General features: G+C 70.9%; 8 protein-coding genes. 5 read left to right on the forward strand and 3 right to left on the reverse strand.

What is annotated here, in order from left to right; genetic code table 11:
• Window positions 1-1,130 (forward strand): carboxyl transferase domain-containing protein (locus tag ACWCPW_RS11545; protein ID WP_449761349.1); only part of this gene is annotated, 1,130 nt, incomplete at its 5' end.
• A gap of 204 nt (window positions 1,131-1,334) precedes the next feature.
• Window positions 1,335-1,643, forward strand: a complete 309-nt coding sequence (locus tag ACWCPW_RS11550; protein WP_449761350.1) for a hypothetical protein — start codon at window positions 1,335-1,337, stop codon at window positions 1,641-1,643.
• A 102-nt stretch (window positions 1,644-1,745) separates the two neighbouring features.
• Here ACWCPW_RS11550 and ACWCPW_RS11555 read toward each other — a convergent pair whose 3' ends face one another.
• The 3 genes from ACWCPW_RS11555 to ACWCPW_RS11565 form a co-directional block, all read right to left on the reverse strand.
• Window positions 1,746-2,600: an SDR family NAD(P)-dependent oxidoreductase gene (locus ACWCPW_RS11555; protein ID WP_449761351.1), complete on the reverse strand. Its 855-nt coding sequence runs from the start codon at window positions 2,598-2,600 to the stop codon at window positions 1,746-1,748.
• Between the two features lie 77 nt (window positions 2,601-2,677).
• Window positions 2,678-3,472 carry a thioesterase II family protein gene (locus ACWCPW_RS11560; RefSeq protein WP_449761352.1) on the reverse strand — a complete coding sequence of 265 codons (795 nt, stop codon included), beginning with the start codon at window positions 3,470-3,472 and terminating at the stop codon, window positions 2,678-2,680.
• 353 nt (window positions 3,473-3,825) lie between these two features.
• Window positions 3,826-6,237 carry an MMPL family transporter gene (locus ACWCPW_RS11565; protein WP_449761353.1) on the reverse strand — a complete coding sequence of 804 codons (2,412 nt, stop codon included), beginning with the start codon at window positions 6,235-6,237 and terminating at the stop codon, window positions 3,826-3,828.
• Between the two features lie 502 nt (window positions 6,238-6,739).
• Between ACWCPW_RS11565 and ACWCPW_RS11570 the strand changes: the two genes are divergently transcribed.
• The 3 genes from ACWCPW_RS11570 to ACWCPW_RS11580 all read left to right on the forward strand — a co-directional run.
• Window positions 6,740-7,822 carry an SDR family oxidoreductase gene (locus ACWCPW_RS11570; protein ID WP_449761354.1) on the forward strand — a complete coding sequence of 361 codons (1,083 nt, stop codon included), beginning with the start codon at window positions 6,740-6,742 and terminating at the stop codon, window positions 7,820-7,822.
• A gap of 55 nt (window positions 7,823-7,877) precedes the next feature.
• A complete protein-coding gene (locus ACWCPW_RS11575) occupies window positions 7,878-9,464 on the forward strand; it encodes a PfaD family polyunsaturated fatty acid/polyketide biosynthesis protein (protein WP_449761355.1) in 1,587 nt (528 codons plus the stop codon).
• A 22-nt stretch (window positions 9,465-9,486) separates the two neighbouring features.
• Window positions 9,487-13,384, forward strand: a 3,898-nt coding sequence (locus ACWCPW_RS11580; RefSeq protein WP_449761356.1) for a beta-ketoacyl synthase N-terminal-like domain-containing protein, incomplete at its 3' end; no start/stop codon positions are given.

Consider the following 13,384-nt stretch of genomic DNA (forward strand, 5'->3'; position numbering starts at 1 on the left):
CCAACGGCCAGGCCCAGTACTGGGCACCCGACCTCACCGCCGCCCGCGACGTCCTGATGGCCCACTACGACCACACCTACGTGGCACCCGGCGAGGAACTGCCGCGGCGGGCGCGGACGTCCGACCCCGTGGACCGCGACGTCCGCGAGTTCAGGCACGAGCTGGGCGGCAGTGACTTCACCACCGTCGGCCAGATCTTCTCCGCGGAGCACAACCCGGACCGCAAGAAGCCGTTCGACATCCGGACCGTGATGCGCGCGCTCTCCGACCAGGACCACCCGGTGCTGGAGCGCTGGGCGGGCATGGCCGACGCGGACACCTCCGCGGTACAGGACGTGCATCTGGGGGGTGTGCCGGTGTGTCTGATCGGCATCGAGTCGCGGCCGGTGCCGCGACGCGGCTTCCCGCCCACGGACGGCCCGGACACCTACACCGCCGGCACCCTGTTCCCGCAGTCCTCGAAGAAGACCGCCCGGGCGATCAACGCCGCCTCCGGCAACCGGCCCCTCGTGGTGCTGGCCAACCTCTCCGGCTTCGACGGCTCACCCGAGTCCATGCGCAAGTTGCAACTGGAGTACGGCGCCGAAATCGGCCGGGCGATCGTGAACTTCCGTGGTCCGATCGTGTTCTGCGTGATCTCGCGCTACCACGGCGGCGCGTTCGTGGTCTTCTCCAAGGCGCTCAACCCGAACATGACCGTCCTGGCCCTGGAAGGGTCCTTCGCCTCGGTCCTCGGCGGCGCGCCGGCCGCGGCCGTGGTGTTCTCCGGGGAGGTCAACCGCCGTACGGCGGCCGACCCGCGTGTGCGCGACCACGAGGCCCTCGTCGCGGCGGCCTGTGGTGCCGACCGCGCCGCGTTGATCGCGGAACTCGACGAACTGCGCGCGTCGGTGCGGGCGCAGAAACTCGGCGAGGTGGCAGCCGAGTTCGACCGGGTGCATGACATTCGCCGTGCGGTCGAGGTCGGTTCCGTCGACGCGGTCATCCGTGCCGCGGAACTGCGCCCGCGGATCATCGAGGCGATCGAGTCCCGCCTGCGCCCGACCGGCGGGCGCCGCGGTGAGGCGGCCCAAGGCGAACAGCGCGTGTCCGCCCGCGAAGCGCCCGCGCCGGAGCCGACCTGCCTCTGACCCCTGAATGCAGCAGTGCGGCCTGCGTCCGTACGGGTGGTTCCGAAAATCCGGCGCAGGTGTGATGAGCAGCGGTGATGCCCGAAAAGCCATGAATTCGGCGGCGTTTCGGGTGTCGGCCGTGCACCTCGGCACACGGATCTGCGTTCAGGATGAACCCGACCACCTCGGCCGAGGTGGTGCTTTCCAAGGCAAGGGGTTTTCATGCGCAGGCTCACTCGCGCTTCCGTCACGGCCGTCGCGGCCGTGCTCCTGGCGGGCGCCGCGTCCGCCGCACCGGCGTTCGCGCTGGACGGCGTCGCCGACCGGCCGGCGTCCGCCCCGGAGCCGGGCGGTCACGGCCACGGTGACGGCGAGTCCGGCGGCGGCGGTGGCGGTGGCGGCATCTTCGGCGGTTGGGGCTACGGCCACGGTGACGCCCACGGCGGTGGCGGTGGCGGCGGCTGGGGCCCGTGGGGCGGCGGTGGCGGCGGTGGCGAAGGCGGGGGCGGCGGATGGGGTGGTCTGCGGTAACCACCGCCACCCCGCGACCGGAGACGACATCGGCCTGCTCGATCCGAACGGATCGAGCAGGCCGAGTTCGTTGCGGCGTTCGTTACGACGACGCGGTGTTCGCTACGACAACGTGCCCGCGGTGTCCTTCGCCGCCTGACGCACGACCTTCGCCGTCGCGCGTTCGATCGAGGCGTGCACGACCGGTTCGAACGCGGAACCCAGCAACCTCGTGCCCAGGTCCATCACCTTCGCGTCGAGGCCGACGCACACGCGGGAGCGACCCTTGCGGACACTGGTCAGGATCACCCGTGCGGCCTCCTCCGCCGAGGTCTTGGACAACGATTCGTGGATCGCCGTGACCTCGGCCCGGTCGGTTCCCCGCGCCGTACGCGAGTTGCGCACGATGGAGGTCTTGATCCCGCCGGGGTAGGCGGTGGTCACCCCGATCGCGGCTCCCTCGCGGCGGAGTTCGTTGCGCAGCGATTCGGAGAACCCCCGGACGGCGTACTTGGTCGCCGAGTAGGCGCTGCGCCTCGGCATGCCGAACAGTCCGAACGAGGAGGAGACGTTGACCACGTGGGCGCCGCGGTCCGGGGCGGCGCGGCGAAGGTGCGGGAGGAAGGATTTCGTACCGTGGACCACGCCCCAGAAGTTGACACCCATGATCCACTCGAAGTCGGCCCACTCCATCTCGTCGACGCTCGCGGTCAACGCCACACCGGCGTTGTTGACCACCAGGTTGACCTCGCCGAAGCGCTCCGCCGTGGTGTCCGCCCACTCCTGCACCATCGCGCGCCGCGCGACGTCGACCACGTCGGTGTACACCTCCTTCGCGCCGTGGTGTCGGGCCTGTTCCGCGGTCGCGTCCAGGCCCTCCGCGTCCACGTCGGACAGGGCCAACCGCGCGCCCTGTCCGGCGAGGGCGACCGCGAGAGCACGGCCGATCCCCGAGGCGGCCCCCGTCACCGTGCACACGCGTCCTGCGTAGTCCCGAATCACGGGCTCACTCCAAAACTGGAAGACATTCGAATGACGGGTCGGTCGCCACGAATTCAGGTGAAGGCGCCGACGGTGGTGCGCAGATCGGTGGAGAGGTCGGTGAGCAGACTCGGCAATGCCTCGTGCACGTACAGGTGTCCACCGGGGTAGGTGCGCAGCCGCATGGGCAACGTGGTTTGCTCCTGCCAATTCGACAGGGATTCCACGGCGACCAGCGTGTCGCCCCGAGCGCCGAAGACACTCATCGCACAATCCAGCGGCGCCTCGTGCACGTACTGGTGCTGGAGGGCCAACAGGAGATCGGCCATCATCGGCGGACCGAACGCCGTCATCGCGCCCTGGTCCCGAAACACCTCGGGGGGAAGCAGGTCGGTCAGACCCAATTGCCGCCAGGGTTGGTCCGACACCAGGATCGGTCGGCACGCCCGCGCGAACGCGCCGCCCTGGGGCGGGGGTACGGCGGACAGGGCCAGCAGCGACGGCATGGGATGGCCGCATCGGCGCAGCTCACGCACGGTGTCGAAGGCGATCATCGCGCCGATGCTGTGGCCGAAGAAGACGTAGGGACGGCCGTCGTCGGAATCCAGGACGAGTTCCGCGACCATCGCGCACAGTTGCGCCGGATCGGTGAGCGAGACCTCGCCCGCCCGTGCGCCGCGTCCCGGAAGTCGTACCGCGGTCAGTTCGACCGAATCCGGCAGGTATTCGACCCACGGTGCGAACATCATCGCGTCCGCACCCGCGTAGGGGATGGCGAACAGCCTTACCGGGGCCTGCGACCGGGGTGTGAACGTGAGGAGGTCCGGGCGTGGAGAGCGAGTGCTGAGCGGACGGCAGATGGATTCCACAGGCGATTCTCGATTCGTCTCGCGCGAAAAGGCGGCGGGATCGGGTGCGCTCGGCGAAAGCCGGCTGATCGCGGAAACTCTATGCCCCCGGGGGAGTTGAGCCGGAAACACGATCCCCCGAACGGGGTAATACAGCCGGTGCGATCGACAAATGACCGGAACGGCCTTTCGATTCGGTCGACTTGCAATTACGATTCGGGTCTCGGACACGCTCGGAGTCCGGGGCGGGGCCGCCAACGCGCACCCAACTCCGTTTCGTGGTCGCGTCCTTGCCTTGCCTCGCCTCGCCTTGCCGTAGTGCTGTGCTGTGCTGTGCCGCGCCGTGGCGCGGCGGCGCCGATCCCGCGCCGGGGTCAGGGTGTCTGTTGGTCCGAGCCTTCACCTTTGGCGTCGGCGGTCTGGCCGACCAGTTCCGGAGCGGCCTCGGTGCGTGCGTCGGGCAGCTTGGCGCCGGTGTCGCGGGGGCGACGCCGGGGCAGCGTGGGCGCCCACCAGTTGGCTCGGCCGGTCAGTCGCATCAGGGCGGGGACCAGGATGCCGCGTACGACGGTGGCGTCCACGACGACCGCGACCGCGAGGCCGACGCCGACGGTCTTGAGCAGCGTGACGTTGGACATGGTCAGCGCGACCATGGTGGCGGCGACGATCAGGGCCGCGGCGGTGAACAGTCGGCCCGTGTGTTCGATCCCGAAGACGATCGAGCGGGTGTTGTCCCCGGTGCGCACGAACTCCTCCTTGATCCGGGCGAGGAGGAAGACCTCGTAGTCCACGGAGATCCCGAAGGCGACGGCCAGGGTCAGCAGCGGCATGGTGGTCTCCAACGACCCGTTGGTGGTGAAGTCGCCCACCAGCCACCGCAGATGACCGTCCTGGAAGACGTAGACGATGGCGCCCAGGCTCGCGGTGATGCTCAACAGCCCCATCACGACCGCCTTGATCGGCACCAGGACGCTGCGGGTGAACAGGAAGAGCATGACCAGGGTGCCGATCAGCATGATGCCCGCGCCGTAGGGGAGGGCCTGGCGCAGCGTGTGCTTGGTGTCGGTCAACTCCGCGGCCTTGCCCGCGACCAGGTGGGGTTGCGGGGCGGGCAGGGTCCGCAACGCGTGCACGAGCGCGACCGTCTCCGGCGCCTGACTGTCGGCGGTACTGACCACCCGCAGCACGGTGCCGGCGATGGCGGGAGGAGCCGGCGCCGGCGGCTCGACCGGGCGTACCACGACCCGCGTTTGGCCCTCGGGGGTCGGCGCGTCGACCGCCGGTTCCGACGGCGAGGGCGACTGGGGCGCCGGGACGGGCAGGCCTGCGCGGTAGTCGCCGGTGTCGGCGAGCACGTGCGCGACATGGGGCAACGCGGACAACCGTCGGGCGTAGGCGTCGATCGCCGGGCCGTCGGTCGCCGCGTTCGCCCGGGGCAGCACGACCGGGATGACGCGCTCGGGCGGGTCGGCGAAGTCCGTGCGCAACAGGTTGGCCGTGGCGTGGGGTTCGGAGCGGGTCGGCAGGATGTTCTCGTCGACGGTGGTGAACCGCGCGTGCAGGAAGGGCAGGGCCAGGACCAGGAGCAGTACCGCGGCGGTGCCCCCGCACAGGATCGGGCGGGCGGTGGCGAAGGTCGCGATCCGACGCCAGAGCGGACTGCCGCCGCCCACACGCCCGGACCCGCGACGGAACCGGCGGAACGGGTCCAGCCGGTCCAGGCGCGGTCCCAGCACGGCCAGCAGCGCGGGCAGCACGAGCAGGGAGGTCAGCGCCGAGATGATCACGACCAGGATCGACGCCCAGGCCAACGAGCGCAGCAGTTCCAGCGGGAAGACGAACAGCGCGGACAGGCACAGGGCCACCGTCGCCGCGGAGAACAGCACGGCCCGTCCGGCGGTGGCCATGCTGCGGGTGACGGCCCGGCGCGAATCGACGCCTCGGGAGAGTTCCTCGCGATATCGGGTGACGATGAACAGGGCGTAGTCGACGGACAGTGCGAAGCCCAGGGCGGCGCAGATGTTGATCGCGAACACGGTGATCGGCATCACCAGGGTCAACGTTGCCAGCACGGCCAGGGCGCCGGCCACCGAGACCGCGCCGACGGCGAGCGGGATCGCCGCCGCGGTGAGCGACCCGAAGGCCAGCAGCAGGATGATCATGGTCAGCGGCGCGGCCAGCAATTCCCCACGTTTGAGGTCGCGTTCGGACTCGTCGGTGGCCTGCGCGTTCAGCCAGGCGGGCCCGGTGGCACTGACCCGCAGGCCGTCGCCGGCGGCCTTGCGGGCGGCCGGGACCAGGGTGCGCGAGGTGGCCACGTGGTCGCGTTCGCTGCCGGTGAGGTCGACGCGGATCAGGGCGCCGCGTCCGTCCCGGGAGCGCAACAGGGCGGAGCCGGTGGTCCAGTAGGACTGGGCCTCGCGTACGCCGGGCCGTCCCGCGACCGACGCGGTGAGCCGACGGCCCGCCTCGGCGACCGCGGCGTCGTCGACGGGTGTGTCGGCGCGGACGTAGAGCACCAGGTCGGCGGCCTTCGCCCCGTAGCGGGCGGCGACACGCTCGGCCTCGGCAGCCCGGGTGCCCGTCGCGGTGAACCCGCCGTTGGACCAGCGATCCCTGGCTCCGGCGACCACCGTGGCGGCCAACACCAGGACGATCATCGCGCCCACCAGGAGCCAGCGACGACGCCGAACACACCACCCCGCGAGGCGGTTCAGCGCGCCGGCGGGCGGGCGCTCGTGCGACACCTCGTGCTCGGGGGGCGGGACCGGGATTGTGTCGAGCATTGCATGTCCTCCCATGGCGACGTTTCCTGCGCGGTGGGTGGCGTCGCCCGTGAACCGAGATCAGGTGGAGGCGCGGCGGGTCCCGAACGGCCGGCGTCCGGGGCCGGCGGTCGTCGACGGGGGGATTTCGTTGCCGGCGGTCCGCCGCACACACGGGGATGTCCGGGGGATCGCTGCTCGCGCCGGAAGCGAGGTTACCCCGCCGCGGACCGGCAACTCGCGATTGCGGACACCGACCACGCCGATCCCGAGATTCGAACGTCGATAATCGGATCTTCGCACCGAGGTTCGAGGGAATGCGTGTGCGAATACGTGCCGGGTTCGTCCGTTTGTGTCATTTATTGACCCGCGGACGGGTTCGCAGGCAATTGGTCCATCATGATGAATCCGACTCGAACCCCCGTTACCTGCGCTTTCCGGTCGGGCGGCCGTGCATAGAATCGACCCGCAATACCGGTCATCGGTTCCCATCGAGAAGAGGCACACGATCTTGCGGGTTACATTGACTGGTGGCACCGGTTTCCTCGGTCTGCGACTCATTCGTGAACTTGTGAACCGGAATTGTTCCGTCACCCTGCTGTCGCGTCGCAGTGATATAAGTGCGATCGACCGAACCTCTCAGGCTTTCGGTCGACTGGCGGAGTCGTCTGCTTTCATCGACAAGTTTCGTCGGCGCGCCGACGAAATCGAGATCGACATCGCGCAACCGTTGTTCGGGCTCCCGGACGACATGGTGGAAAAGCTCGTCCGGCGGACCGACATGTTCCTCCACAGCGCCGGCAACATCGACCTCAACACGGGCGCCCGTGCGATCAGGCCCGTCAATGTGAACGGGACGCAAAATTTCCTCGACATCGCGTCGAGGAGCCCCCACGGCGCGCCGTTTTGTCATGTCAGCACCGCGTTCGTGGCGGGCGCACGACGATCCGGAACGGTGTACGAGGCCGACCTCGTCGACACGTACGGCTTCGAGAACGAATACGAGCGGTCCAAGTGCGACGCCGAAGCCCTCGTGCACCGCTGGTCCGAGGAGAAGGGAATCCCGGCGCTGATCATGCGCCCCAGCATTCTCCTCACCGATCGCCCGCCGGTGCCGGGTCTGCCGGCCCACCCCTTTCAGACCATCAGCGCACTGCTGCGCGCGTCGACCATCGAAAGAGGCATCGCCGGACTTTCGATTCCGCGAGGTCTGCGGCCGGTCATCCACATGGTGGGACGGGTCGACGCACAGCTCAACTGCCTCCCCGTGGAGGACGCCGCCAACGCCATGGTCGGCATCGCCGCGGAATACCGTTCGACGACCGTCGAGACCCACCACATCGTGCATCCGGAGTACGTGGCGGCCACGACGCTCATCGAGCTCTTCGAGAAGTTCGCGCCCATCCGTATCGTGCTGAAAACCGCGCTGCCCGAGCGGCTCTCCCCGGCCGAGCAGCGCTTTCACAGCTACGCCGGATTCTCCGCGTACTTTCGCCATACGCGCGTCTTCGACGACCGCAACGCGCGCCGCGTCCTGGGCGCGCCCTGTTCCCGGACGCCCGTCGACATGGCCTACCTCTTGGCCGGAACGCACGGGATTCTATGACCGTCGACGACACCGAAGTCAGGCCAACTTTCCGAAAGGCCACAGGAAACCGTTCATGACCATCGGACTGCAGGCATCACCCCGTCGTGAAGTTTCGGAGCCCACCGCCGACGGTCTCCTGGCCGTGCTTCGCCAACCGCGGAGCGCGGCCACGATCGTTCGGCGTCGGTCCGACTCCGCGACCGTAGCCGTGCCCGGTGACGCGCCGGTCGAAGGCTGCGAAGTCGTCGGCACGCTCCCTCCGTTGTACCCCGAATGGCTGGGCGACAGATCCTTCACCGCCGATCACGGCGTGCGGTTCCCCTATGTGGCCGGTGAGATGGCCCAGGGGATCGCGGGCGTCGCCATGGTCAAGGCCATGGCCCGGGCGGACCTGCTGGGGATCTTCGGCGCAGCCGGTCTGCCGATCGACGCGGTCCGGCGGGCGATCGAGGAACTGCGGCGGGATCTGCCCGAACACGCCTCGTGGGGCGTGAACATCATCCACAACCCGCACTCGCCCGCCTGGGAGAACGAGGTGGCCGCCCTCGCCATCCGACACGGCGTGCGGTGCGTTTCGGTGTCGGCCTTCAGCGAGGTCACCCGAGCCCTCGTGCACTGTTGCGCCGCGGGCCTGCGCGCGCGAGCCGACGGCCGGGTCGAGCGGCCCCGGATGATGATGGCCAAGGTCTCGCGTCCCGAGGTCGCCGAGCAGTTCCTCGCCCCCGCGCCGCCGGCCCTGCTGCAAGAGCTGGTCGCCGAGGGGCTGCTGACCGCGGACGAGGCCGCCCTCGCGGCCCACGTGCCGATGGTCGACGACCTCACCGTGGAATCCGACAGCGGCGGGCACACCGACGGCAGGCCGCTGTCCACCGCCCTTCCGCAGATCCTCGCCCTGCGCGACGCGGTCGCCCACCGGCACGGCATCGCGCCGCGCACCAGGATCGGCGCGGCCGGCGGCCTGGGCACCCCCCACGCCGTCGCCGCCGCGTTCGCCATGGGCGCCGCGTACGTGGTGACCGGATCGGTCAACCAGCTCAGCCTGGAGGCCGACACCTCCGACCGGGCCCGGACGATGCTCCAGGCCGCGGACACCATGGACGTGGCCATGGCGCCGTCGGCCGACATGTTCGAGCTGGGGGCCAAGGTCCAAGTCCTCAGTCGGGGAACGATGTTCGCGGCCCGGGCCGCGAAACTGGCGCAGCTCTACCGCGATCACGAATCACTGGAGGAGATCCCCCCGGCCCAGATCGCCCGCCTGGAGCGGGAGATGTTCCGGCAGCCGCTGGCCCAAGTCTGGGCGCAGACCGAGGAGTTCTGGCGCGCCCGGGAACCCGCGCAGGCCGACCGGGCGGCCGTGGACGCCAAGCACCGCATGGCGCTGGTGTTCCGCTGGTACCTGGGCATGTCCAGCACCTGGGCGACCACCGGAACCGCCGACCGCAGCGTGGACTACCAGATCTGGTGCGGTCCCGCAGTTGGCGCGTTCAACGACTGGCGCAAGGACGGCTTCCTCGCCGACCCCGCGAACCTGTCCGTGGTGCAGATCGCCCGCAACCTCATGGAGGGCGCGACGGTCCTGACCCGAGCACACCAACTGCGCAGCCACGGCGTCGACCTGCCGGCCCAGGCGTTCACCTTCCCCGCCCATGAACTGCTCTGATCCGTCCACTGCAAGGAGCCCCGTGCCCGAGAGTTCCCGCCCCTCGCAGCCGCCCATCGCCGTCATCGGTCTGAGCACCCTGGTGCCCGGCTCCGCGGACGTCGCCGGGTTCTGGCGCGACATGGTCCACGCCCGTGACCTCATCCGAGACGTGCCGGAAACCCACTGGCTCGTGAGCGATCACTACTCGAGCGACCCCACCGCCCCGGACAAGACCTACGGCAAGCGCGGGGCGTTCATGTCGCCGGTGGCGTTCGACCCGCTGGCGTTCGGCACCCCGCCGTCCACCATCGACGCCACCGACACCGCGCAACTGCTCAGCCTGATCGCCGCCGAACGCGTCCTGCGCGACGCCTGCGGCGACGAGGGGCCGTCCGAGACGATGCGTGAGCGCACCGGCATCATCCTCGGCGCCAGCCCCACCGAACTGGCCTTTCGCATGTCGTTCCGGTCCCAACGGCCCACCTGGCGCCGGGTCATGTTGGCCCGCGGCGTCGACGAGCCCAAGGCCGACGAGCTGTGCGACGCGATCTCGGCCTCGTATCCCGTGTGGAAGGAAAGCTCCTTCCCGGGCATGCTTACCAACGTCATCGCCGGACGTGTCGCCCGCCACTTCGACCTGCACGGCAGCAACTACACCACCGACGCGGCCTGCGCCAGCTCGCTGTCGGCGATGAGTGCCGCCATCGACGAACTCACGCTCGGCCGCGCCGACATGATGATCACCGGTGGCGTGGACCCGCTGTGTGACGCGTTCGGGTTCACCTGCTTCAGCAAGACCCCGGCGCTGTCCCCGTCGGGCGAGTGCCGGCCCTTCTCCGCCGAGGCCGACGGAACCCTCCTGGGCGAGGCCGTGGCCATGGTCATGCTCAAGCGGCTGGCCGACGCCGAACGCGACGGCGACCGCGTCTACGCGGTGATCCGCGGCGTCGGAACCTCCTCCGACGGACGCGGATCCTCGATCTACGCCCCCGCCGTCGCCGGTCAGGTCCGGGCCCTGCACCGGGCCTACGCCAGCGCGGGCTACAGCCCCGCGACGGTGGAACTGATCGAGGCGCACGGCACCGGCACCAAGGCCGGCGACACCGCCGAAGTCACCGCCCTGCAAGAAGTGTTCGGCACCGGCGACCCGGCCGACATCGCGCGCTGCGCGCTCGGATCGGTCAAGTCGCAGATCGGCCACACCCGTACCGCCGCGGGCGCGGTCGGACTGGCCAAGGCCGCGCTCGCGCTGCACCACAAGATCCTGCCGCCCACGCTCAAGGCGGACCGGGCCGACCCGGCCCTGGAACTGGAAAAGGGTCCCTTCTACCTGAGCACCCGGACCCGACCCTGGATCCGGGGCAGCGAACACCCGCGCCGGGCCTCGGTCTCCAGCTTCGGGTTCGGCGGGACCAACTTCCACGTCACGCTCGAGGAGCACCGCACCGAGGAATCCGCCCCGGCGGTCGACGCGTACACCCGCAGCGCGCCGAGCGAACTGGTGCTGCTGGGCGCCGAGTCCGGTCCCGCGCTGGTCGAGGCGCTGGACGCGCTGACCGCGGACACCGCGTCGTTGCACGACCTGGCGCGCCGTACCCAACTCGCCTTCGAGGCCGCGGCGAAGCACCGGCTGTGCCTGGTCGCCCGCGACGAGGACGACCTTCGGGCCCAGGCTTCCGACGCCCGACGCCGGATCTCGGCGGAACCGCAGGGCGAGTTCCACACGCCCGCCGGCATGCGCTACGCGTGCGGCGCCGCCTCGACCGACAAGATCGCGCTGCTGTTCCCGGGCCAGGGCAGCCAGTACCCCGACATGGGGATCGACGTGGTGCTGCACCAACCGCGCGCGCTCGCCGCGTGGGACGCGCTGGCCGACTTCGAGATCGACGGACGCCCGCTGCACCGCAGCGTCTTCCCGCCGCCGGTTGCGGACAAGGCGACCGAGCGCGAGCACGCCGAGCGGCTCAAGGCCACCGAGCGCGCGCAACCCGCGCTCGCCGCACACGCGTTGATGATCCAGGAGATCCTGGGAGCGGTCGGCTTCGTGCCCGACTGCGTGGCGGGCCACAGCTTCGGCGAACTCTCGGCCCTGCACGCGGCCGGCGTCTACGACGACGCCACACTGATGGCGCTGGCCCGCGCCCGCGGCGAACTCCTGCGCGACGCGAGCAAGGTCTCCGGCGCGATGCTCGCGGTCACCGCCTCCAGCAAGGAAGCGGACGACCTGGTACGCGGCATCCGCAGGGCCTGGGTCGCCAACTACAACTCCCCGACGCAGCACGTGGTCTCGGGCGCCGAGTCCGCGATCGCCAAGGTGGAGCAGCGCGCCCTGGAGCAGCAACTGCCCACCCAGCGGCTCGCGGTCTCGTGCGCCTTCCACAGCCCGCTGCTGCAGTCCGCGACCTCCGGGTGGCGGCCCACCCTGGAACAACACGAGTTCACGGCGCCGCGGCTGCCGGTCTACGGCAACGCCGACGCCAAGCCGTATCCCGGCACGGCGCCCGAGATCCGCACCGTGCTGCGCGATCACGTCACCTCCTCCGTGCGCTTCGCCGAAATGATCCTGGCCATGCACGACGACGGCGTCCGCACGTTCGTCGAGGCCGGGCCGGGCACGGTACTCACCGGCCTGGTCGGTCGGATCCTCGCGGATCGTCCGCACCTCGCGCTGAGCGCGGACCAGACCCGGGGATCCGGACTCACCGCACTGCACCGCGTCCTGGGCGCGCTGGCCGTCGCCGGACGCCCCCTGGACTTCGCCCCGCTGTGGGCCTCGTTCACCTCGAACACTCCTTCGCCATCGCCAACAAGGACGGGTATGACCATCCCTATCTCCGGTCCCAACCCCGATGTGGGTCACCGCGAGACGACCCCCGCCGCGCCCGCCGTACGCGAGTCGGCCGCCGGGTTCAGGCCGGCCGACCCGATGACCACCCCGACCCCGCCGGTCGCCGCGGTGCGCCAAGTGCCGCCGCCGACGCCCGCGGCCGTCACCCAGACACCGCCGCCCGCCCTCGTCCAGGCCGCACCGCAGGCCGCGCTTCCGCCCGCGGCCGTGGCACAGTACGCCGCGCCCGCACCGGCGGCGCAGCATGCCGCGCCCGCTCCGGTGGCGCAGTACACCGCGCCCGCGGCCGTGACGCAGTACGCCGCCCCGGCTCCGGTGCCCGCGCCCGTTCCCGCGCAGGCGACACCCGCCGTGCCGGTGCGGACCTACGAGGCACCGGCCGCGGAGGCGACGACGCACGACGTCACCTCGTCCGGGCACACCTGGTCGCCGGTGACCTCGTCCGGTGCCTGGCTGCACGCCTTCCTCGAGGTACAGCGGCAGGCGAGCGACGCGCACAGCGCCTACCAGAGCACCACCTCGGCCAGCCACGCCTCCTACCTCGACCTGGCCAAGACCTCGCTGGACGGCCTGATGGCCTGGCAGCCCGGTGCCGAGCCCCGCGCCGCGACGGCTCCGGCGCCCGCTCCGGCGCCCGCGCTCATGCCGGCGCCGGCTCCGCTCGCACCGGCCCCGCAGGCGTTGGAGGCCCGGCCGCAGACCCCCCGGGAGATCAGCCCCGCGCCCGCCGCGGTGACGCAGTACCCGCCGACCCCGGTCACCCAGGCCCGGCCGCCGGTGCCGGCGGCCCAGGTCGCCCCGGCCCAGCCCCGGCCCCCGGCGCAACACGCCGCCGTCCACGCGGCTCCGGCACTCCGGCAGATCCCGGCGCCGACCGCCGCCCCCGCGCTCACCTCCGCCCCGGCCCCGGTCGCGGCGCCCGCGGCCTCCGCGGCTCCCGCGGCTCCGGCCCAGGAGAGCGGCGCGGACGTGGCGTTGGCGATCGTGGCGGAACTGACCGGTTATCCGGTGGAGATGCTCACGCCGGACATGGACCTGGAGGTCGACCTGGGTGTCGACTCGATCAAGCGGGTGCAGATCCTGACCCGGT

The organism is Embleya sp. NPDC001921, assembly GCF_053594475.1.

Coding starts and splice junctions, on each gene's coding strand:
- ACWCPW_RS11550 (WP_449761350.1), top strand. CDS start 1,335: ATGCGCAGGCTCACTCGCGCTTCCGTCACGGCCGTCGCGGCCGTGCTC.
- ACWCPW_RS11565 (WP_449761353.1), bottom strand. CDS start 6,237: ATGCTCGACACAATCCCGGTCCCGCCCCCCGAGCACGAGGTGTCGCAC.
- ACWCPW_RS11575 (WP_449761355.1), top strand. CDS start 7,878: ATGACCATCGGACTGCAGGCATCACCCCGTCGTGAAGTTTCGGAGCCC.